22 protein-coding genes are annotated in these 21,311 nt (G+C 69.2%); 9 read left to right on the forward strand and 13 right to left on the reverse strand.

What is annotated here, in order from left to right; translation table 11 throughout:
• The first annotated feature begins 23 nt into the window (after window positions 1-23).
• A complete protein-coding gene (locus V9G19_RS00455) occupies window positions 24-1,079 on the forward strand; it encodes an acyltransferase family protein (protein WP_462283532.1) in 1,056 nt (351 codons plus the stop codon).
• Here V9G19_RS00455 and V9G19_RS00460 read toward each other — a convergent pair.
• Together V9G19_RS00460 and V9G19_RS00465 are read right to left on the reverse strand one after the other, a co-directional pair.
• Window positions 1,067-1,579, reverse strand: coding sequence for a DinB family protein (locus V9G19_RS00460; protein WP_462283533.1), 513 nt, complete (start codon window positions 1,577-1,579; stop codon window positions 1,067-1,069). The two genes, V9G19_RS00455 and V9G19_RS00460, sit on opposite strands and share 13 nt — an antisense overlap.
• Window positions 1,576-2,679: an NADH-quinone oxidoreductase subunit D gene (locus V9G19_RS00465; RefSeq protein WP_462283874.1), complete on the reverse strand. Its 1,104-nt coding sequence runs from the start codon at window positions 2,677-2,679 to the stop codon at window positions 1,576-1,578. Before V9G19_RS00465 ends, V9G19_RS00460 begins: the two co-directional genes overlap by 4 nt.
• A gap of 189 nt (window positions 2,680-2,868) precedes the next feature.
• On the opposite strand from V9G19_RS00465, the gene V9G19_RS00470 reads away from it, so the two are divergent.
• Window positions 2,869-4,188 (forward strand): cytochrome P450, encoded by a 1,320-nt coding sequence (locus V9G19_RS00470; RefSeq protein ID WP_462283534.1) that lies wholly within the window; start codon window positions 2,869-2,871, stop codon window positions 4,186-4,188.
• Here the strand turns inward: V9G19_RS00470 and V9G19_RS00475 are convergent.
• The gene (locus tag V9G19_RS00475; RefSeq protein ID WP_462283535.1) at window positions 4,172-5,101 is read right to left on the reverse strand and encodes an SAM-dependent methyltransferase; all 930 of its coding nucleotides are present in this window, start codon (window positions 5,099-5,101) and stop codon (window positions 4,172-4,174) included. The two genes, V9G19_RS00470 and V9G19_RS00475, sit on opposite strands and share 17 nt — an antisense overlap.
• A 181-nt stretch (window positions 5,102-5,282) precedes the next feature.
• Here V9G19_RS00475 and V9G19_RS00480 point away from each other — a divergent pair, with 181 nt between their 5' ends.
• A complete protein-coding gene (locus tag V9G19_RS00480) occupies window positions 5,283-5,513 on the forward strand; it encodes a DUF433 domain-containing protein (protein WP_462283536.1) in 231 nt (76 codons plus the stop codon).
• A gap of 24 nt (window positions 5,514-5,537) precedes the next feature.
• Window positions 5,538-5,876 (forward strand): DUF5615 family PIN-like protein, encoded by a 339-nt coding sequence (locus tag V9G19_RS00485; protein ID WP_462283875.1) that lies wholly within the window; start codon window positions 5,538-5,540, stop codon window positions 5,874-5,876.
• 186 nt (window positions 5,877-6,062) lie between these two features.
• Here V9G19_RS00485 and V9G19_RS00490 read toward each other — a convergent pair whose 3' ends face one another.
• On the reverse strand, window positions 6,063-6,314 hold the full coding sequence (locus V9G19_RS00490; protein ID WP_462283537.1) for a hypothetical protein: 252 nt from the start codon (window positions 6,312-6,314) through the stop codon (window positions 6,063-6,065).
• A gap of 204 nt (window positions 6,315-6,518) precedes the next feature.
• Here V9G19_RS00490 and V9G19_RS00495 point away from each other — a divergent pair, with 204 nt between their 5' ends.
• The gene (locus V9G19_RS00495; RefSeq protein ID WP_462283538.1) at window positions 6,519-7,772 is read left to right on the forward strand and encodes an IS256 family transposase; all 1,254 of its coding nucleotides are present in this window, start codon (window positions 6,519-6,521) and stop codon (window positions 7,770-7,772) included.
• A gap of 158 nt (window positions 7,773-7,930) precedes the next feature.
• Here the strand turns inward: V9G19_RS00495 and V9G19_RS00500 are convergent, their stop codons facing one another.
• Together V9G19_RS00500 and V9G19_RS00505 are read right to left on the reverse strand one after the other, a co-directional pair.
• Window positions 7,931-8,704, reverse strand: a complete 774-nt coding sequence (locus V9G19_RS00500) for an ExeA family protein (protein ID WP_462283539.1) — start codon at window positions 8,702-8,704, stop codon at window positions 7,931-7,933.
• Window positions 8,596-8,991 carry a hypothetical protein gene (locus tag V9G19_RS00505; RefSeq protein ID WP_462283540.1) on the reverse strand — a complete coding sequence of 132 codons (396 nt, stop codon included), beginning with the start codon at window positions 8,989-8,991 and terminating at the stop codon, window positions 8,596-8,598. The genes V9G19_RS00500 and V9G19_RS00505 overlap by 109 nt, the downstream gene beginning before the upstream one ends.
• 162 nt (window positions 8,992-9,153) lie before the next feature.
• Here V9G19_RS00505 and istA point away from each other — a divergent pair, with 162 nt between their 5' ends.
• Complete coding sequence (gene istA / locus V9G19_RS00510; protein ID WP_462283541.1) at window positions 9,154-10,728, forward strand: IS21 family transposase; 1,575 nt, start codon at window positions 9,154-9,156, stop codon at window positions 10,726-10,728.
• A gap of 19 nt (window positions 10,729-10,747) precedes the next feature.
• Entirely contained in the window at window positions 10,748-11,545 is a 798-nt protein-coding gene (gene istB / locus V9G19_RS00515) for an IS21-like element helper ATPase IstB (protein WP_462283542.1), read from the forward strand.
• A gap of 64 nt (window positions 11,546-11,609) precedes the next feature.
• Here istB and V9G19_RS00520 read toward each other — a convergent pair whose 3' ends face one another.
• The 3 genes from V9G19_RS00520 to V9G19_RS00530 all read right to left on the reverse strand — a co-directional run bounded on the left by V9G19_RS00520 (window position 11,610) and on the right by V9G19_RS00530 (window position 15,102).
• Entirely contained in the window at window positions 11,610-12,836 is a 1,227-nt protein-coding gene (locus V9G19_RS00520; protein WP_462283543.1) for a DDE-type integrase/transposase/recombinase, read from the reverse strand.
• Window positions 12,837-12,923: 87 nt separating this feature from the next.
• Entirely contained in the window at window positions 12,924-13,358 is a 435-nt protein-coding gene (locus V9G19_RS00525) for a hypothetical protein (RefSeq protein ID WP_462283544.1), read from the reverse strand.
• Window positions 13,359-13,794: 436 nt separating this feature from the next.
• Entirely contained in the window at window positions 13,795-15,102 is a 1,308-nt protein-coding gene (locus V9G19_RS00530; RefSeq protein WP_462283545.1) for a molybdopterin-dependent oxidoreductase, read from the reverse strand.
• Window positions 15,103-15,320: 218 nt separating this feature from the next.
• Between V9G19_RS00530 and V9G19_RS00535 the strand changes: the two genes are divergently transcribed.
• Window positions 15,321-16,178 (forward strand): alpha/beta fold hydrolase, encoded by an 858-nt coding sequence (locus V9G19_RS00535; protein ID WP_462283546.1) that lies wholly within the window; start codon window positions 15,321-15,323, stop codon window positions 16,176-16,178.
• A gap of 247 nt (window positions 16,179-16,425) precedes the next feature.
• Here the strand turns inward: V9G19_RS00535 and V9G19_RS00540 are convergent, their stop codons facing one another.
• Window positions 16,426-17,892, reverse strand: coding sequence for a WS/DGAT domain-containing protein (locus V9G19_RS00540; RefSeq protein WP_462283547.1), 1,467 nt, complete (start codon window positions 17,890-17,892; stop codon window positions 16,426-16,428).
• Window positions 17,893-17,922: 30 nt separating this feature from the next.
• Between V9G19_RS00540 and V9G19_RS00545 the strand changes: the two genes are divergently transcribed.
• Window positions 17,923-18,252: a hypothetical protein gene (locus V9G19_RS00545; protein ID WP_462283548.1), complete on the forward strand. Its 330-nt coding sequence runs from the start codon at window positions 17,923-17,925 to the stop codon at window positions 18,250-18,252.
• A 2-nt stretch (window positions 18,253-18,254) separates the two neighbouring features.
• Here V9G19_RS00545 and V9G19_RS00550 read toward each other — a convergent pair whose 3' ends face one another.
• The 3 genes from V9G19_RS00550 to V9G19_RS00560 form a co-directional block, all read right to left on the reverse strand.
• Window positions 18,255-19,142, reverse strand: a complete 888-nt coding sequence (locus V9G19_RS00550) for an alpha/beta hydrolase (RefSeq protein ID WP_462283549.1) — start codon at window positions 19,140-19,142, stop codon at window positions 18,255-18,257.
• Complete coding sequence (gene galE / locus V9G19_RS00555) at window positions 19,142-20,161, reverse strand: UDP-glucose 4-epimerase GalE (protein ID WP_462283550.1); 1,020 nt, start codon at window positions 20,159-20,161, stop codon at window positions 19,142-19,144. The genes V9G19_RS00550 and galE overlap by 1 nt, the downstream gene beginning before the upstream one ends.
• 135 nt (window positions 20,162-20,296) lie before the next feature.
• Window positions 20,297-21,181: an RICIN domain-containing protein gene (locus V9G19_RS00560; RefSeq protein WP_462283551.1), complete on the reverse strand. Its 885-nt coding sequence runs from the start codon at window positions 21,179-21,181 to the stop codon at window positions 20,297-20,299.
• Window positions 21,182-21,311 lie beyond the last annotated feature (130 nt).

Genomic DNA, 21,311 nt, shown 5'->3' on the forward strand with positions numbered 1-21,311 from the left:
GGCCCGGCCTAAGCTGTCCGCTCGTGGAGCGCGCGCACTGGGCCGGACTCGACGGCCTGCGAGGAGTGGCTGCGGCGGCCGTTGTCCTCTTCCACGCCCAGCTGTGGTTCGCCAACGGGTATGCCGGGGTCGACGTCTTCTTCGCGCTCAGCGGCTTCCTGATCACCTCGCTGCTGCTGCGCGAACACGCCGCCCGCGGCCGGGTCAGCCTCGGGCGCTTCTATGCCCGCCGGATCCTGCGGCTGTATCCCGCGCTGCTGCTCGCCTGCGTCGGCGTCATCGGTCTGGGCGTGCTCACCCACCGCGCCGACCGGGTGGCGCCGGCCGCCGTCGCCGCGCTCGGCTATGTCTCGAACTGGTGGATCTACCTCGGCCGGCCCGCGCCGCTCCTGGAGCACACCTGGACGCTGGCGATCGAGGAACACTTCTATCTGATCTGGCCGCCGACGCTGATGCTGCTGCTCTCGGGGCGCCCCGGACGGCGCCGGTGGGGCGCGGTCGTCATCGCCGTGGCCGCGGCGCTGCTGATCGTGCGCTGGCCGGTCGCCGACGCGGTCCGGGATTCGTATGCCCGGGGGGTGCCGATCGTCTGGGGAGCGGTGATCGCGATCGTCCTGCAACGCCGCCCCACCCGGCCGGCGTGGGATCGGGCGCGCCCGGCCGTCCTTGTCCTCGCCTCGGCGGCGCTGCTCGTCCTGCTGGCCCTGCCGAGCAGGCTTCCCGAAGCCTTGGTCACCGGGCCGTGCGGGCTGGCCGGGCTGCTCGCCGTGGTCGTCGTGCTGGCCACCGTGGCCGGCCCGGACGGGCGCGGCGGCTGGTGGGGCGCTCGCCCGCTGGTCTGGCTCGGGCGGCGCTCCTACGGGCTCTACCTCTACCATTTCCCGATCCTCAGCCTGGCCATGCATCAGCTCACGGCCGGACCGGCGCTCGCCCGGCGCGTCCTGGCCATCGGCGTCACGCTCGTGGTGACCGCGGCGTCCTACCGGGTGGTCGAGCAGCCGCTGCTGCGGCTGAAGGACCGCCGCTTCGGGGAACGCCTGGAGTCGGCGCCGGTGGCCGCCGGCGATCAGCGAGTCTGAGGCGAAGACGCCGCGCGACGGGCGAGGAGCTGCTCGCGCAGGATGTCGGCGTGCCCGCAGTGCTGGGCCAGCTCGCGCAACACGTGCAGCAGGATCCACCGGATCGGCAGCGGGCCACGACGATTGCCGGTCACGACCTCATCGAGCTCGCGCCCGGCGAGCGCGGTGCGCGAGGTGGCGCAGGCCGCGGCATACCCCGCCGAGACGGTGGCGATCGTGTCCTGCTCGGTGAGTGTGAAGGAGTCGTCGACGGTGAGCGGGATGCCGAGTTCGGCGCGGCTGGCCCCGGTGAAGGCCTCGACGAACCACACTCGCTCGACCATCGTCGCGTGCTTGACCAGCCCGAGCAGCGTGGTCAGCGACGGCACCAGGCTGGTGCGGGCCTCCTCTTCGGTGAGCCCGTCGAGGCAATGGCCGAGCGCCCGGCGATGATCGTCGATGAAGATCGCGACCTGCTCCTCGATCGGGGCGGTGAAGCTGGCGGGGTCCATCGCGCTCATTTGTCCACATCTCCCACGACGAAGAACATCGATCCGAGGATCGCCACCATGTCGGCGACGAGGCACCCCGGCAGCATCTCGCGCAGCACGGCGACATTGTTGAACGACGCGGAGCGCAGCTTGAGCCGGTGCGGGGTCTTCTCCCCGCGCGAGACCAGGTAATAACCGTTGAAGCCCAGCGGGTTTTCGGTCGCCGTGTAGAGATCGCCCTCGGGCACCTTAAGCACCTTGGGGAGCTTGACGTTGACCGGGCCCTGCGGCAGCATCCCGAGGCGCTCGACGCACGCCTCGGCCAAGTCGAGCGCGACGTGGACCTGCTCCAGCAGCACCTCCAGCCGGGCCAGGCAGTCGCCGTCGGTGCGGGTGACCACCCGGCCGGGACCGCCGGGGGCGAACAACTCGGCATACGCGAGATAGGGGGCGTCGCGGCGCAGGTCGACATCGACGCCGGAGGCGCGGGCGATCGGGCCGGAGACGCCGTAGCCGCGGATCTGTTCGGGGGACAGGACGCCGACGCCGCGGGTGCGGGCGATCAGGATCTCGTTGCCGACGAGCAGGGACTCGATGTCGGGCAGGCGACGGCGCACCGCGGCGATCGCGGCCGCGACCCGGCCCAGCCAACCGAGCGGCAGATCCTCCTTCAACCCGCCGACCCGGTTGAACATGTAGTGCATCCGCCCGCCGGAGGCCTCCTCCAGGACCGCCTGGATCTCCTCGCGTTCGCGGAAGGCATAGAAGACCGGCGTGATCGCGCCGAGCTCCAGCGGATAGGAGCCGAGGAAGACCAGGTGGTTGAGTACCCGGTTGAGTTCGGCGAGCAGGGTGCGCGCCCAGACCGCGCGGACCGGGACCTCCATGCCGAGCATGGCCTCGACGCCAAGGACGACGCCGAGTTCGTTGGCGAACGCCGAGAGCCAGTCGTGCCGGTTGGCCAGGACGATGATCTGGCGGTAGTCGCGCACCTCGAAGAGCTTTTCCGCGCCCCGGTGCATGTAGCCGATGATCGGCTCGGCGCTGACGATGCGTTCGCCGTCGAGGACGATCCGCAGCCGCAGCACCCCGTGGGTGGCTGGATGCTGCGGTCCGATGTTGAGCACCATGTCGGCGGTCGCCAGCCCGCCCGCCCCCACACCGACGGTCAGCTCGGACCCGGTCGTGGAGGCGCTCACCTCGCCCATGCTAGGACGTCGCCACTCACAGCAGGCGGCACTGCCCGAGTTTGGTCGCGGCGGTGTTGCCCCACCCGGTGGGGGCCGGCGCGGCAGAGGCGTTCGGCGGGTGCGGCGGCGGTGGCCGCGGTCGTGGAGGTGAGCGCCGCGATGAGCAATCCGGCGGCGAGAGCCGAGAGCGGTCGGGTGCTGGTCATCGCTCGAGTCTCGCCCACCGGGCCCGCTCGCACCAGGGGGTGCGCGAAGCTGATGCCCGTGACCGCCGATCTGCTCGACTTCGCCGACCCCGCCTTCATCGCCGACCCGTATGCCGCCTACGCCCGCCAGCGCGCGGCCGCCCCGCTCGCCTGGCACGAGGGGCTGCAGGCGTTCGTGGCCACCTCGCATGCCGCCGTCTCAGCGGTGCTGCGGGAGCGGCGCCTGGGACGGATCTTCGCCGCCCGCGAGCCGGCCGCGGACTGGGAGACGTTCAACTGGCTGCACGCCGACTCGATCCTCGACTCCGAGCCACCCAAACACACCCGGCTGCGGCGGCTGGTCGCCGGCGCCTTCGGCCGCGGCCACGTCCAGCGGCTCGCGCCCCGGGTCGAGGAACTCGCGGCCGGGCTGCTCGATGACGCCACCGACGCCCGCGCGAGCTTCGACCTCATCGCGACCTATGCCGAGCCGCTCCCGGTCCTGGTCATCGCCGAGTTGCTCGGCTTCCCCGATATCGACCGGCAACTGCTGCGGCCGTGGAGTCAGGCGATCGTCAAGATGTACGAGGTCGACCGGACGCCGGCCCAGGAGGAGGAGGCGCGGGTCGCGTGCCGGGAGTTCGCGGCATACGTCCAGGAGTTGGCGAGCGAGCGGCGCCGCCATCTCGGCGAGGATCTGCTCACCGACCTGGTCCAAATCCGGGACGGCAGCGACGGACTGAGCGAGCGCGAGCTGATCGCGACCGCCGTCCTGCTGCTCAACGCCGGGCACGAGGCGAGCGTCAACGGCTTCGGCAACGGGATCCACTCGTGGCTGGCGGCGGGCAAGCCGGCGCTGGCGAGCGCCGACCCGGCCGCGATCGAGCTGGCCGTCGAGGAGTTCCTGCGCCACGACAGCCCGCTGCATCTCTTCGAGCGCACCGCGACGGCGGATCTGGAGATCGGCGGCGTGCGGATCGCGCGCGGGCAGAAGGCGATTGCCTTGCTCGGGGCGGCCAACCGGGATCCGCAGGTGTTTGCCGATCCCGATCGCTTCGACCCACACCGCACGCCCAACACCCACCTGGCGTTCGGGCTCGGGATCCATTTCTGCATCGGCGCGCCGCTGGCCCGCCTGGAGATGCAGATCGCGACGCGCGTGCTGCTCACTCGTTATCCGCGGCTGGCGCTCGTCGCGGCCGAGCGCCGCCCGACGTTCGTGCTGCGCGGCTTCGAGCGGCTGGTGCTCAGCCCACGCGGTTGACGATCCACCAGAAGTCACCCAGGCCCGACCCGCGCAGCGCGGCGAGAGCGCTCGAGCGGGCCAGCGCGGCGAGATACCGGGGCGGGTCGCTGCGCGCCATCTCGTATGCCGCCGCCTCGCCCCCCAGCCCCAACTCGCCGAGCGCGTCGCGCTGGCGCAGCAGCCGGTCGTGGGGGAGGGAGTCGACGGCGACGTGCGCGGTCAGGTCGCAAGTGCCGTCGGGGGTCGGCGGGACCTGGACGCCGTCGCGGTATCCGGTCAGGCTCCCGCCGGGTGGCCGCTCGCCGCGGCGGTGTCCGTAGTCGATGGCCACGACCAGGCCGGTGTCGAGCCTGGCGAGCAGGCCGGCGAGCGCCTCGTCCCGGGGACGACCGACCTCCACCCGGTTCCCGGGCGCAGTGGGAGGCCACCACCGCTGCGCCCAGGCGAGGTCGGCGGCGCCGAGCGGGTCTCCGAGCGCCTCGGTCCCGTCCGGCCCGACGAGGACCTCCCGCGGCCGTCCGGAGTCGTCGATCTGGGCAATTGGGCACGGGATGACGTCGAGCCACTCGTTGGCGATCACCAGCGCCGGGCCGAGCCCACCTAAGTCCGGCGGGTCGGGTCCCCCGGCGGCCAGCCGCCACTCCACCCCGCCGGGCAGCTCGGCTGGCCGCACGACGTCGATGCCGATCAGCCGCTCGGCCCGGCCGGGCTGCCGGGCCAGGTGGCCGAGCAACTCCCCGCGGCCGGCGCCCACGTCGACGATCGTCGTCAGCCCCTCCCGTTCGGCCAACCGGGCGATCGCCTCGGCGAAAACCCCGCCCAGAGCGCCGTGGCACGAGGTCGCGAAGTGGCCGGCCGGCCCGGCGCCGAGCCGGTAGAAGCCCCGAGCCCCATACAGGGCCTCCTGCCACGCCTGCCGCCACGCCTGCATCCCGCCATCCAACCCCACCAGAGGGGCTTGGCTCGGGCCCGGTTCTTGGCCGCCCCGCGCCCCACTACGCGCTGATCGATTGGGACAACGCCGGCCCGATTCGACCTGAGGACGACTCGCGTAGGTTGTTTTCTCGTTAGGTTGCTGGGGTTCCCCGCGCCGACCTCAGTATCCTTGCGCCATGTCCCGCTTGGACCGCATCACCTCCCACCCGGAGATCTGCCATGGTCAGCCCGTGGTGCGCGGCCTGCGATACCCGGTCTCGATGCTCCTCGGGCTGCTCTCATCCGGCATGACCTACGAGGAGATCCTGGACGACTATGCGGACCTAGAGCGCGAAGACCTCCTCGCCGCCCTTGAGTACGGGGCACTCACGATCAGCGGCCAACGCCTTCCCCTTGGCGCTGCGTGAAGTTCCTTATCGACGCCCAGTTGCCTGTTCGCGTCGCCCACGCCCCCAGCTGAGGCTGGCCACGACGCGGTCCACACCCTTGATCTTCCCGATCGCAATCGCACCACGGACAGCACCATCAGCCACCTGGCCGACGCCGAAGACCGGATCGTCGTCAGCAAGGACACTGACTTCCGCGACAGCCACATCCTCCGCGGCACGCCGCGCAGACTGCTGGAAGTGACGACGGGCAGCATCCGAAACGCTGAATCGCTGGCGCTCCTGAGTACGCACCTCGCGGAGATCGAGACTGCCTTCGAACTCGCAGACCGCGTTGAGCTTTCCTCCACCGAACTGGTGATCCACAGCCGACGCGCTGGCTGAAGTGGGGGGCATGTTTGTCAAGTGCATCGGGTGGTGGCCACTGTCCTCCGCTTGCCTCGAGAGCGAGCGTCGCCGTCCTTCGGCGGAAAGCGTTGCAGGACAGTTGCTCATGGCCAGATCGCGGGTCGTTGCAGGCGCTGCCACCCAGTCACCTGGACAGGGGTCACGGTTCCCTGGTGGCCGGGGTTAGTCGTCCATGACGGCCAAGTACCAGCACCGGCCGGCCAGTTCGCGGGCGATGGCGACGTTGGCGATGGTGGACTGCTTCTTCCGGGCATCGAATTTGCACCCACTTGGAGTGCAGCCGCCGGTTGCCGGCGTGCCCGCGGGCCTTGCTGGGAAGCAGCGGCCCACCGGGTCGGTACCCCCACAGATGGGCTGGAGTCGGTCGTGCGGCGCCGCCATCCCGGCGAGGATCTGCTCACCGACCTGGTCCAAATCCGGGATGGCAGCGACAGACTGAGCGAGCGCGAGCTGATCAGGGGAGTTAGTCTTTCAAGGACGGGTTGAGATCACGGCTAGTTGAGTCCGTAACGTTGGTGTACGAGGCCGGTGGTTGTTCGTGTCCTTCCCGGGAGACACGACGGCCACCGGGCATCCTTCGAGTGAACCCATCACAGCACTCTCGAAAGGATGGTCCCGATGACCGTCGCATTGCCCAGTATCGACCCTGCCCGTTTCTTGGACGAACAGCTCGCGCAGGCGAGCCCGGACTTGATGCGGGAGATGTTGTCCACGTTCATCCACACGATCCTGTCCGCGCAGGCCGATGCGGTGTGCGGGGCGGAGTACCGCTCCCGCACCCCGGAACGGTCGAATCGTCGTAACGGCTACCGCCACCGTGATCTCGACACCCGGGTCGGCACCATCGATGTGGCGATCCCGAAACTGCGGGAAGGCACCTTCTTCCCGGACTGGTTGTTGACCCGGCATTCGCGGGCGGAGAAGGCGCTGACCAGCGTGGTCGCGACCTGCTACCTGCTGGGGGTCTCGACCCGGCGGATGGACCGGCTGGTCCAAGCGCTCGGGATCACCGGCCTATCGAAGTCCACGGTCAGTGAGATGGCCAAGGATCTCGACGGTCAGGTCGAGGCGTTCCGGACCCGCCCGTTGGACGCCGGGCCGTACACCTTTGTCGCCGCGGACGCGTTGACGATCAAGGTGCGTGAAGGCGGGCGCGTGGTCAAGATCGCGACCATGCTCGCCACCGGCGTCAACGCCGAGGGGTACCGGGAGATCCTCGGTGTCCAGGCGTCCACGGCCGAGACCGGCGCCGGCTGGCTCACCTTCTTCCGGGATCTGGTCGCCCGCGGCCTGACCAGCGCCGGCCCGGTCGGTCTGGTGACCTCCGATGCCCACGCCGGACTGGTCGAGGCCATCGGCGCGACGCTGCCCGGGACGGCGTGGCAGCGTTGTCGTACTCACTACGCGGCGAACTTGATGGCGGTGACTCCGAAGAACAGTTGGCCGTGGGTGAAAGCGTTGCTGCACAGCGTGTATGACCAGCCCGACGCTGCAAGCGTGCACGCCCAGTTCGACCGGATCGTCGAGACCCTGACCGAGAAACTGCCCGCGGTCGCCGCGCACCTCGACGACGCCCGCGCCGACATCCTGGCCTTCACCGTCTTCCCCAAAGGCGCCTGGAAGCAGATCTGGTCGAACAACCCCCAGGAGCGGCTTAACCGGGAAATCCGCAGGAGGACCGATGTGGTCGGGATCTTCCCCAACCGCGACGCCCTGATCCGGCTGGTCGGCGCGGTCCTAGCCGAACAACACGACGAGTGGACCGAACAACGCCGCTACCTCGGCCTCGAACTCCTCGCCCAATGCCGCAAAGCCCTCACCCCCAAGGAGGAAACCCCCGCCCAGAACCCACTCACCGCGATCACCGCGTAACCCCGACACGCCCGAAGTGTTGACCGTCGCTCATTCTGCGGATGGCGGCGTCATCGGGTTTGCCGATGGTCTGGGTGTGGAACGGCCCCGTCCGCGGTTGGCGGGCGGGGCCGTGGTCGGCGTGGTGACGGGGTGCTCGGCGTGGTGACGGGGGTTGGTTAGTCCGCGCCGGTTTCGGAGATCGCGATGCGGGCGGCTTTCTCGTCGACGATGTTGGTGTCTTTGGCGAATGCGGCCATCAGGGCGTTGACGGCGAGGTTGTTGATGGCGCGTGGGTATCCTCGGGAGGCGTTGTGGATCAGGGTGATCGCGTCGTTGCTGAAGAGGGTGTCGGTGCGTCCGGCGATCTTGACGTGGTGGGTGATGTAGTCGCTGGTTTCGTCGGGGGTCATCCCGGTGAGGGTGTATCGGACGGCGATGCGTTGGTCGAGGGCGGCGAGCACGCCGAGGCGGAGTCGTTGGCGCAGGGTGGGTTGTCCGACTAGCAGCGCGGCGAACGGGGCGCCGGAGTCCATGCCGTGGTTGGTCATCATGCGGACGGCTTCGAGTTGGGGGTTGTCGAGCAGGTGTGCTTCGTCGAAGACCAGGACGGGGGTGCGGCCGCGTTCGGCGTGTTCGGCGGCGAGGGCCTCGGCGGCTTGGGGGACCAGGGTGGCGGTGTAGAAGGTGGGGGTTTGCCCGAGGGCGGAGGTGATGTGGTGCAGCATGCCGCGGACGCCGACGGAGGGGTTGGGCAGGTAGATGACCACGTGTCGGGAGGTGTCCAGGGCGGCGGTGGCGGCGCGGATGGCGACGGTCTTGCCGGCGCCGACCTCGCCGGTGATCACCCCGAGGGCGTGTTGGCTGATGCACCAGTCGATGCGGGCCATGGCCTCGGCGTGCCCGGCGTGGCGGTGCAGCATCGAGGGGGCCAGGGACCGGCCGAACGGCATGGCCGTGAATCCCCAGTAGGATTGCAGGCGTTGGATACTCCCCGGGCCGCGTCCTGCCGCGAGGTGGTGTCGGTGAGCATTTCATCGAGGGACAGTTGCCCGGGGATCTGCTCGGTGGTGGCTTCGGGGCTGTTGGCGTAGAGGGCGTGGAAGCCGATCCGTTCGTCGTCGGCGACGTGGGTGTGGTGGGTGTCGGTGAGCAGGTTCAGGTAGTTGATCCCGGTCGTGGCGGGGGCTGGTTCGGGGGTCTCGGGTCGGGCCTTGGGGTGGGTGTGTCGGGTGATCACGTGTGGGACTGAGTTTGGCAGCCTGATTTGGCCCCACTGTGACGGCTTGAACTGGCCCCACCTGTGTGTCTGTGTGGGGGTGTCGTGACGGTCTGATTTGGCCCCAACCCGGGTTGGCTCGATGTGACAGGTGTCGTCGAGTCGAAAGCGGGGCGCGGGGTCGTGTGGAGGTCGAGGGTGGAGTTGTTCGAGCAGATCCGCCGGGATAGGCGGCTGGATGAGTCGATCTCGATCCGGGGGCTCGCGGATCGGTATGGGGTCCATCGCCGTACGGTCCGGGCGGCGTTGGCGGATCCTGTTCCGCCGCAACGGAAATTGGCGGAGCGTCGGGCTCCGGTGCTGGATGGGGCGCGGGAGTTGATCGACGCGATGTTGACCGCGGACCTGACCGCGCCGCGGAAGCAGCGGCACACCGCGGTCCGGGTCCGGGACCGGCTGGTGACCGAGCACGGGCTGGTGATCTCGTATTCCACGGTCCGTGATTATGTCCGCGTGGCGCGGCCGCGGATCGCCGCGGAGGCCGGCCGCAGTCTGGATGAGGTGTTCGTGCCGCAGTGGCACGAACCGGGCGCGGAGGCCGAGGTCGACTTCGCTGATTTGTGGGTTGACTGCCAGGGGCAGCGGGTCAAGTGGTATTTGTTCACGTTCCGGATGTCGTACTCGGGCAAAGCGGTTCACCGGGTGTACCAGTCCGCGTCGCAGGAGTCTTTCCTGGCTGGGCATGTTGCCGCGTTCACCGAGCTCGGTGGGGTCCCGGTGGGCGCGATCCGGTATGACAATCTCTCGGCCGCGGTGAAGAAGATCTGCCAGGGCCGCTCGAGGGTCGAAACCGACCGGTGGACGATCTTCCGCTCCTACTACGGCTTCGACGCCTTCTACTGCCGTCCTGGCCGCGACGGCGCCCACGAGAAGGGCGGTGTCGAGGGTGAGGGCGGCCGGTTCCGCCGTACCCATCTGGTCCCGGTCCCGGCGGTGACCAGTGTCGGGGAGCTGAACGCGTTGTTGGCCGGGTACGACACCGCCGACGATGCCCGGCGGGTCGGATCGCGCACCAGCACAGTGGGGTTCGACTTCGCCCACGAGAAGCCGCTGCTGCGGCCGCTGCCGGCTGAACCGTATGAGGTCGCGACCACGTTGACCCCGCGGGTTGATCGACACGCCCGGGTCAGCGTGCGGCAGGTCTCCTACTCCGTCCCGGCCCGGCTGGTCGGGCGGCGCGTGCGGGTGGTCCTCGACGACGAGCACGTGAGTGTCTATGACGGGCAAGCCCTGGTCGCGGTCCATGCCCGCTCCACCAATCGCGGCTCCCAGATGCTGGTGCTCGATCACTACCTCGATGTGCTGGCCCGTAAACCCGGGGCGCTGCCCGGCGCGTTGGCGCTGGCCCAGGCCCGCACCTCCGGGGTGTTCACTTCCACCCATGACGCCTGGTGGGACGCGGCCCGCCGCGCCCACCCCGACGACGACGCGGCCGCGACCCGCTCCATGATCGAGGTGCTCCTGCTGCACCGGAACCTCCCGGCTGCGGCCGTGCTGGCCGGGATCCAGGCCGCCCTGGCCATCGGGGCCACCAATCCCGATGTCGTGGCCGTCCAAGCCCGCCACGCCGCCACCGCCCCGGACAGCGGGATCGTCATCCCCCTCCCCGCCCGGATCGAGACCGACCCGCGCCCGGTACCCGACCTGACCGCCTACGACACCCTGCTCAACCCCGCCACCACCACCGAAACACACTGAGACAGAAAGAAGAATCCTCATGCCAGCACGAACTGCCACCCACGCCCGCGGCACCAGCAGCATCGGCGGCGGCGACGCCGCCGCGATCGCCGCCGTCGCCATCGCCGCCCGCACCCTGGGCCTGCCCACCGTGCGCGACGACCTCGACGAACACCTCGCCACCGCCGAACGGGAACACCTCTCCTACGCCGGATTCCTCGCCGACCTCCTCAGCGCCGAATGCGACGACCGCGCCACCCGACGGCAAGCCCGCCGCGTCCGCGAAGCCGGGTTCCCGAGACCGAAACGGTTGGAACAGTTCAACTTCGACGCCAACCCCGCGATCAACCCCGCGACCATCAACACCCTCGCCGCCGGCGAATGGATCACCACCGGATCCCCGCTATGCCTGATCGGGGACTCCGGCACCGGGAAAACCCACCTGCTCATCGGGCTCGGCACCGCCGCCGCCGAACAAGGCCACCGGGTCCGCTACGTGCTGGCCTCGAAACTGGTCAACGAACTCGCCGAAGCCGCCAGCGAGCACCAACTCGCGAAAACCATCGCCCGCTACGGCCGGCTCGACCTGCTCTGTATTGACGAACTCGGCTACCTCAGCCTCGACCGCCACGGCGCCGAACTCCTCTTCCAAGTACTCACCGAACGCGAGGAAAAGGCCTCCATCGCCATCGCCGCGAACGAGCCATTCTCCTCCTGGACAACAACATTCACCGACCCGCGCCTCTGTGCCGCGATCGTCGATCGCCTCACCTTCAACGGCCACATCATCCAAACCGGCACCACCAGCTACCGACTCGCCCACACCCGCAAGAACTAAGACAGAACCACCAGCCTGGGGCCAGTTCAAGCCGTCACAGTGGGGCCAAATCAGGTTGACATACTCATGGGACGGCTTGGCCGTAGGAGCGTCCGCTGTGGCGGACCTCGATCTGTTCGAGGTTGAACGGGGAGAAGACGAGTTCGACCTTGCGTCCGACCAGGGCGGGTTCGACCTGGTAGGTGTTGCCGTGCAGGCTGATGGTGGCGGTCTTGGTGACGGTGCGCAGCTGGGACCATAAGAACGCCTCGGTCAACGCGTCCGCGGCTGGCATGGTCGGGCCGTGCCCGGCGGCCTGCCAGCCGTCGTTCCAGCGGGTCAGTGGGCTCTGACCGGTTTCGGAGTGCACCTGGTGGTGATAGAGCGACTCGACCCAGGCGGTGAACTGCGCGTTCAGTTCCAGCAGCGCCGCCGCGGCGGTGGTGGCCTGTTCGGCCAGGTCGGCGGCGCTGGTGTCGGGGACCTCGACGAGGAACTGCTCGCGTACGGTGCGGAAAAATCGTTCGATTTTGCCTTTGCCTTGGGGTCGGTGTGGGGTGGCGTGGATCAGCCGGATACCGAGCTTGGCGCAGGCTCGCAGCAGCCACGCATCGACGTAGGCCGAGCCGTTGTCGACATAGCAGGCGCCGGGCACCCCGCGGCAGGCCAACGCGCGCTCCAAGGCGACGGCCAGTCGGATCACGTCCTCGGCGAACCCGAACCGGTAGCCGACCACCAGGCGGGAGTGATCGTCCAAGAAGGCGAACAGGTAGGTCTTGCGCCCGCCGATCTTCGGCCCGTGCAACGCGTCCCCGACCCACCGCTGGTTCGGCGCGTCGGCCTCGTACCGGCCGAACACCGGCGCCTGCCCGGTCGCTGGGCCGATCAGCTCGTGCCGGTGGAAGAGCCGCAGCAGCGTCGACTCGGACGGGGAGTACCCCGAGGAAGCCCGCAGGATCCGCGCGACCTGCGCCGCTGTCCGGGCCGGGTTCTCCCGTTTGAGCGCGACCGCCAGCTCCAGCACCGCCGTGTCGATCCGGGAACCCGGCTGACGCAGCGAGGGCGTCAACGCCTCGAACCCGCCGGCGCGGTACCGGCGGATCCACCGATCCAATGTGTCCCGCGAGTAGGTGTGCTGCCCACCGAACGGGCCGACGTGGCTGCGGGCCGCGATCGCGCGCACCACCTTCCCGCGGGCCTTGCGCGACAAGCCCGGATCCAGGGCCGGACTAATCAGCTGGTAGCGGAACAACGCCACCAGCTGCGCGCGCTCACGCCGCTTGTGCGCCTCCTGCTCGGGTGTGCACTCCACGACAACTCCTCTGAAGCAAGGGGAATACCTGACCGCGGCACGGTCAGGGACAACCCTTACGACGATGCCGCCTGCCCGGGCCAGGCGTCAGGGGCAACTCGTGTTGCCGCCCCGCCCCGGCCAGACCGGCGGCCACCCCGGCGCCAACAGCCGACCACCGGAACAGGCGACGGCGACCTGCCAGCCCGTCACCGGGCCGAGCACCCCATCCCGGCCGAACCGGCCCGTGACCGCCTCGCTCGCCGCGGCCAGGGCAGCCAACAGGTCCCGCCACCGACACCCCTGCGCTTGGGGCACCACCCAGTCCACCCCGGCCAGGGCCGCGACCTGCAGCAACCACGACCGGACCGGGTCAAGCCGGGAGCCCATCACCCGCAGCCAGCCTCGGACCGTCGCCCCCGGCACCCCCAACGCCTGCCCGATCGGCCGGTGTCCCAACCCCCTCGCGCGAGCGGTCAGCGCGGCACCGACCACCCCGGCCGCGTACCCCCGCCGCAACAACAGCGTCACCGGCAACAGCACGTGCGTCAGCAAACACCCCGGACAGCGAGCCCGCCGCGGACGCACCACCGCCTCGATGCCATGCACCCGCCGCGGCCGCGCCCACCCCCACGGGCGCAGCTCTCCAGAACACCCCGGACAACCGATCTGTCCGGACACCAACCGCGACTCGACCCGAGCCTGATCACCTTCTACTGTGAGCACCGATGCCTCCGCGCATCCGGCACGGCCCTCCCGCGACGTCTTCCACGACACCTCACGCGCGAGGGCCGTGAACGTCCAATACCCCACCCATCTTGCCCGAGCCCGGCACAGTGATGGCGCCGAGGACCACGAACACCACACTCAAACCAATGCGACCGCCCGTCGGCAACCTCGATGACAGATCACGGCCCCCACGTCGTCACCCAGAGCGACGGTCAACACCGAAGGATGAAAAACCTTCAAACACCACGCATCAGGACTTGACCTCACGGCTCTGGGGTGGAAAGCATTCTTGGGAGCGGGCGCGAATGACCATGAAGTCGAGCCCGGCCAGGGCGTCGCCGAGCCGGCCGCCAGCGGGCGTGGAGGAGACCGGGTTGCCGGCGATGCAGACCAGTGCGCGGATCTGCCCGGGCCCGGGGGTGGTGATCTCCTCGGCGAGCGCGCTGACCGGCAGCTCGCCGCTGAACTCCGGCAGCCCGCGCACCCGCGAGCGCCACGCGCCGAGGTGACCCTTGCCGACCAGGCCCTTGCCGACGATGTCGATCGCCGGCGAGGTCAACATCGCCCCTCCGGGGCGGTCGATATTGCCGGTGAGGATGTTGATCGCCTGCGCCGCCCACTGCGCGACCGTCCCGTATGCCTGCGTCGACGCCCCCATCCGCGCGTGCACCGCGGCACTCGGCGCAATCGCGATCTGCCTCGCCAGGTCGACAATCGCTTCCGCAGGTATGCCGCTCGCCGCCGCCGCGCGCTCGGGCGTGAACGGCTCGACCGCGTCCCTAACGGCGCCGATGCCGTCGACGTATGCCGCTGGGCGGGAAAAGTTTTCGGCTAGTAGTGTGCGGATAATCGCCAACAGGAAATGGGCGTCGGTGCCGGGCCGGATGAAGTGGTGGGTGTCCGCGACGGCCGCGGTCTCGGTGCGTCGCGGGTCGATAACGATCAACTTGCCACCGCGAGAGCGGAGTTCACGCAGCCGACCGGGGAAGTCGGGCACCGTCATCAGCGAGCCGTTGGAGGCCATCGGGTTGGTGCCGATCAGCACGAGCAGGTCGGTCCGGTCGATGTCGGGGACCGGCAGCAGGAATTGGTGACCGTAAAGCAGCATCGCGACCAGCTGATGCGGGAGTTGGTCGACCGAGGTCGCGCTGAAAGTGTTGCGGGACTTGATCGTCCGGACCAGGCCGAGCCCGTGCGTCAGTGCACCGAGGGAGTGGATGTTGGGGTTGCCGAGATAGATCCCGACGGCGTCCCGGCAATGCTCTTGCTGTATGCCGACGATTCGCTCCGCGACCAAGTCGAACGCCTCGTCCCAGCCGATCGGCTCCCAGGTCGCCTCCGCCCCCGGCTCGCCCAGGCGCCGGATCGGGGTGCGCAGGCGGTCGGGATCGGTGTGAAGATCCTGCAGCGCAATCGCTTTGGGGCAGATGTGGCCGCGGGAAAGCGGGTCGTCCTGGTGCCCCTTGATGGACCGGATCATTGGCCCGTCGACCGTGACCTCGAGGCCGCAGTTCGCCTCGCAGAGGACACAGGTGATGTAGCGGGTCGCCTCGGCCATGCGGCCCAGTTTGCCAGGACGTTGCCAGCGTGCCAGTCCAGAGAGGTCGTCAGGACAGGTGCGTGCGGACCTGCGCAAGTCCGCGCATGCTGGGGTGACGGGCTTGGGCGAGCCTCGGCGACGACGCGGTTGTCCTCCAAGTGGCGGATTCGGCCCGAACGAACGTGGGAGAGGATGGCGGGGTGAATGCGTTTGGGGACGTTGCTGATCACTCGCTCATGCGACCGGACGGCCGGATGGTCGCCTGGACCGAGTGGGGCGATCCGGAGGGTCGGCCCGTGCTGCGAGTGCCGGGAACGCCCGGGTGCCGGTGGAACGTGCGGGCCGATCGCACCCCCTGGCGCGAGCGCGGGCTGCGGGTGATCACAACCGAGCGGCCGGGGTTTGGGGCATCAACCGCCTTGCCGGGCAGGGGATTCGCGGAACATGCCGACGACCTGGCCGCCATCCTCGATCACCTCGGGATCGAGCAGGCTCACCTGACCGGCGGCAGCGGCGCTGCGCCGCACGAGCTGATGTTCTGCCAGCGGCATACCGACAGGGTCGTGGCGGCCACGATCCTCGTGGGGATCGCTCCGCTCGAGCCGGACGAGGTGGCCAGCATGATCCCCCTCAATCAGCAGGTGTGGCATCTGGCCAGCGCCGGGGACCGGGAGGGCGTGCGCGCCGTTCTCGAGCCGATGCGCGCGGCGATCCTCGCCGACCCGCTGAGTGCCTTCCGTGAGATCATGCAGCACGCGCCTGCCGACGACCAGGCCGTCATGACCGACCCGAACTGGCAGGCCGCGCACGAGCGCTCCGTCAGCGAGGCCCTGGGCGCCGGCGTCGACGGCTGGGTCGACGAAGCCATGGCGATGCACCAGTCCTGGAACGAGATCGACCCGGGCGCGATCACGACGTCGATCACCTGGCAGCATGCTGCCGCCGACGCGAATTGCCCCCAATCGGCCGCCCGCCGGCTCGTCGCCCGGCTGCCCAGTGCGCGCTTCGTCACCTGGCCCGACGAGGTGGGCCACCTCTACGGCTACCACCATGAGGGCGAGATCCTGGACGAGTTGTTTCGCCACACTCGCTAACTTGTTGGCAGGCCAGGGGCCGAAGGGCAGGCGCGTAACGGGCAAGAGCCGACGCTGGGGCAGGGTCGAGAGGAGCCTGTCGGCACGGTTGTAATCGGCCACCGCCCCGGCCGGTTGCGTTTGGCAGAGGTCACGCAGTTTTGCAGGGTCACACGGAATTCCACGACCTCTGCAAACCCCACCACCACTGCGAAAATGCGTGACCTCTGGCCCAGGAGAACTCTAGGAGCGGTCACCCCTGGCAGGCTCAGTCCACCAGGGCGGCATACTCCTGTTTGATCAGCTCGGCGATCCGCTCCGGATGAGGGATGCGGGCGGCGTCGGTGGAGACCCCAACGAGGACTTTGCCGTTATTGCTGAAGATGCACAGGCCGAGCGGTTCGTCGCCGCTCGTCGGGACAAAGCCGAACCAGCCCAGGGCCTCGGCGCCGGCGAGATACATCGGCTCCGTTGGGCCCGGGACGTTCGTCAGCACGCCAACCGTCTTGCTGGCGAACAGATTCGACAGCCCCACCGACAACGGCCGGGGCGCGCGGGCGATGACCTTTTGGATCTCGAAGGCGACCGTGCTCTCTTGGCTGTGCTTCAACCGCGACATCCGCTCCTTGACGGCCGCGATCAGTTCCTCCTCGTCGGTGATCCCCAGCGGCATCGGCAGATAGATCAGCGCGAAATTGTTGCCCAACTCGGCCGGCAGATCCCGATCCGGTGGCGCCAACGAGACCGGGACCATCCAATGGATCTCGTCCACCGACTCGGCTCCCTGCTCCGCCAGATAGTGCGTCAGCGCGCGCGAGATCATCGCGAGCAGGACGTCGTTGACGGTGCCTCCATGGCGCTTGCCAAACTGCTTGATCCGTGCCAGCTCCATGTCGTCGACCAGGCTGACGCGCTTGCGGATACTCGGGGGCCCCGACCAGGCCGTATGCGGCTCGTGCCCCGACACGGCAAAGCGCGCCAATTCACTTGCCGTGTTGAGTGTTTCGTTGTCAACGGACCCCAGCCGCTCGACGGCGTCGATCAGCCGGCTCGGATGCACGAGCACCGCCAGATCGGAAGCGAACTCCCCGTGCCTCAGGTGCGCCGCAGCCGTCTGCGGCAGATGCGCAGTGCTCCACAGCGCATGCCGGGCCACGTCGACGGCATCGGTGACACCGCGGCGCAGGCCCTGGAGCCCGGCCGTGATCATGCCGCCGGAGGCCTGCCGGCCCACCGGCGCGGGCAGCGCGTCGGCGCTCTCGCCCGCGAAGTCGTGCAGGTGAACGAGCAACTGCACATAGCGGATCCCGTCCATGATCGCGTGATGGAAGCGTTGGATCACGAAGGTGCACGGCTCGTCGACGAAGCCGGTGACGCCGCGGAATACTTCGACATCCCACAACGGGATATCGAAGTTGAACTGCTCGGGGAAGAGGGCGGCGAGGTAGGCCAGCATCGCGTCCTTGTCGCCGGCCCCAGGCGGGGCGACCTCACGGACGTGCCGGTCGATGTCGAAGTCCTCGGCGTCCTCCCACGACCAACCGCCACCGACCGGCACGGCCCGCTGCTTGAACACCGCGTAGCGGTTGACCATCCGCTCGAGCAGAACGCTCTTGAGGTCGCCCACGGCGATGTCGCCGGCATACCAAAGCCCGCAACGGATGTGCATCAGGTTGGTCGGCCGGTCCATGCGCAGCCAGGAGTAGTCGGTCGGAGACATCGGCGCCTGGGGCACGCGGCCACGGTACGCGGCATACTCGGTATCATGGGAATGGCTTCGAATCGCGGAGCCAACAGCACGCAGGGCGACGATCCGGTATGGCAGTCCTGGGGCGGCTGGTCGTCGGGCGCCCACCGGGTTCTGGCCGGGTGGGTCCGCGACCCGGCGACCGCCACCGTTGTGGCCAGCGACCCGGACGGGCGCTCGGTCGAGGGCACGGTGCGGGACGACATCGCCGTCCTCTTCCTCACGCCGGGCTTCACCGAGGTCGCCGAGGTCCGCGCCTCGCCGCCGACGGCCGCATGCTCGCTGAGATCACTGACCGCACGAAGATCCCGCCCGACGCCGCGACCAACGCTGCGACCGACGGCGTGACCTCAGCCGCGGGACCCCTCGCGCAAGAACCCGGCAACTAAGTCGATGTATGCCGCGCGGCCTTGGAAGTAGCCGCCGCAATGGTCGGCGCCGGCGAAGATGTGCAGTCGCTTCGGGTCGCCGGCCGCGGCATACAGCCGATGGGCGTGCTCGACCGGGATGACGCGGTCCTGGTCCCCGTGCAGGAGCAGCACCGGCCGGGGAGCGAGCGCGCCGATCACTTCGATCGGCGCGACCTCGTGGAAGCCATAGCCATAGCGCAGCCGGGTGGCCCGGTCCACCAGCCAGAGCAGGGGGACCGGCGGCAACCGGAGGGTGCCGATCGCGTTGGCGACGACCCCGCGCATATCGGCGAACGGCGAGTCCAAGACGAAGGCACCGACCCGTGGCTCCTGCGCGCCCACGAGAATGCTCACGGCAGCGCCCATCGAGAAGCCCACGAGAACCAGGCCGGCCTCGGGGCGGCGAGCCACGGCATACGCGATCGCCGCCCGCAGGTCGGCCTGCTCGTAGTGAGCCAGCGACTGGGGGCCGTCCTCGGAATCGCCATTTCCGCGGAAGTCGAACAGCAGCACCGAGTGCCCGTCCCGCCACAGGCCCGGCCCGATGCCGAGCAGGTCGGACTTGTTGCCACGGTGCCCGTGCGACACGATCACCACCCGGTCGCTGCCCGGCCGGTCGAACCACCATCCGGCCAGTCGCGTCCCGTCCGCGGCGTGAAAGGCGATGTCCTCGAACGGCATACCGACCTCAAAGGGGCTGAACCGATAGTCCGGCCACGGCCGCTGCGGCCCACTGATCTTGCTCGCTCCGATGAAGGCTCCGGCGGCGAGTCCGGCGCCTGCCGCGGCAGCCAGCCCGGCCGCCCCCGCCTGGTGTCGACGCGCCATCAGCCCTCGTATCCCATCGGGTTGGCCGACTGCCAGCGCCACGTGTCGGCGCACATGTCGTCGACGCTCTTCGTGGTCGACCAGCCGAGCTCGGCGTGGGCGCGCCCCGGGTCGGCCCACGATCTGGGCAGGTCGCCCGGGCGGCGCGGCCCGATCTCATAGGGCAGTTCGCGCCCGACCGCGCGCTCGAACGCGTGCACCAACTCCAGCACGCTCGTGCCCCGACCTGTTCCCAGATTCCACACGGAAACAGGCGAATTGGTTGTGGTCAGCCGGCCCAGTGCGGCCACGTGCCCGGCGGCGAGGTCCTCGACGTGGATGTAGTCGCGCTCGCAGGTGCCGTCGTCGGTGGGATAGTCGTCGCCGAACACGATCAGCTTGTCGCGCCGCCCGACGGCCACCTGGGCGAGGAACGGCATCAGGTTGTTGGGGATGTCCTGCGGGTCCTCGCCGATCGTCCCGGACGGGTGCGTGCCCACCGGGTTGAAGTAGCGCAGCAGCGCAAACCGCATCGACGGGTCAGCGGCCGCGACATCGGTCAGCACCTGCTCGATCATCACCTTGGTCCGGCCATACGGGCTCGAGGATTGCAGCGGCGCATAGTCCTCGCGATAAGGCAGCGGCGCCTGCTCGCCATAGACGGTCGCCGACGACGAGAACACCAGCAGCTTGACCCCGTGCCGGCGCATCGCGCGCACGAGCGAGAACGTCGCATCGAGGTTGTTCTCGTAGTAGTCCAACGGGATTCGCGCGCTCTCGCCGACTGCCTTGAGCCCGGCGAAATGCACCACCGCGTCAAAGGATTCGTCGCCGAACAGCCGCTCGGTCTTGTCCCGGTCGGTCAGATCAAAGGCATGCACCGGCAGGTGTCGGCCGGTCAGCGCCTCCAGCCGCCCGATCACCGCCGGCTTGCTGTTGGCGAAGCTGTCGACGATCACGACATCGTGCCCGGCCGCGACCAGGTGGACGACCGTGTGCGAGCCGATATAGCCAGCACCTCCGGAGACGAGAACACGCATGCCTCCACCGTATGCCGCTCGCTGACCCTCAGCATCGCAGCAGGAGCGCCGACTGCCGAAGCAGGGCCCCTCCGGTCGAAGAGGACCCCGCTTGGCCGATCGTGATGCACGCGCCCTGTCGCTCGGGTAAGCAGATCAGGCGAAGCCGCCGATGTCCTCGTGCCACAGTTGGTTGGCCCCGTTGAAGACCGATTTTGCGGGCCACTGGATGATCGGGGCGCCGACGGACGTGGAGGCGCCGGAGACGTCCAGGACCAGCTCGCTCCAGTCGTTGAAGATGAAGCGGTAGCCCTTGCCGGTCAGCAGACCGTCATCGGCCTGCTTGTGGACATACCAGCGCTGGCTGATTGTGCCGTCGCAGGTGGCCTGGACCACGGCTGCTCCGGCCTGCAAGGAGCCGAGATTCGCGGTGTCGAGGCACTTGCCCGACTTGCGGTCCACCAGGTTGAACGGCGGGGTGTTGGCATTGTTGTTGTTCGCCGGGGTGCTGCTGACCGGCGTGCGGGTCCACTGCTGGTTGAGGTCGCCGAAGAACGGGGCCTGGATGGCCCGCGCTTGGTTGCTGGTCGAACCGCCGGAGATACCCATGACCTGGCCGCTGTGCTTGACCTCGAACTTGCTGAACACGGTGATCCGTGCGTTCGCGGCGGGCGGCCGGACGATGCCGGCGGGCTCGTCGGCACCCGCCCAGGCCGGTCCGGCCACGGCCAACCCGATGCCGGCGATGGCAGTGGTGGCGGAGAGGGTGCGGCGCGTGCTGGAGCGCATAAGCCTGGAGCGCATAAGCATGGTGGTTCCTTTCGGATGGTGGATTCGCGCCGGGCGGCGCGATTGCCACAACGGTGCGGCTGGAGCCCATCCGGGCACATTGGGCGCGCGCCTCAGGTTTTCCGTTGATGGCCTTATGGGGTCCCTCGGACCCGGGAAAACGCCGCCGGCGTCCACCGGACGGTTGACCTTCAATACCGATTCGGCCACATCCGCCGGGCCAGGTGGCGGATTACCCACCCCGGTTGCCACCCTACGACGGGCCGGTGCTCGGGTGTCACGGCAGGGGGTGGCATCCGGGCGCGCTCGGCCCCCCAGGGAGGGTCGGCGTCGTGCCCGGAGAGGCCGGTGGCGCGAGGTCCCGCGACGGGCGGCATACGAT

The organism is Nostocoides sp. (assembly GCF_037045025.1).
GTDB lineage: Bacteria > Actinomycetota > Actinomycetes > Actinomycetales > Dermatophilaceae > Nostocoides_A.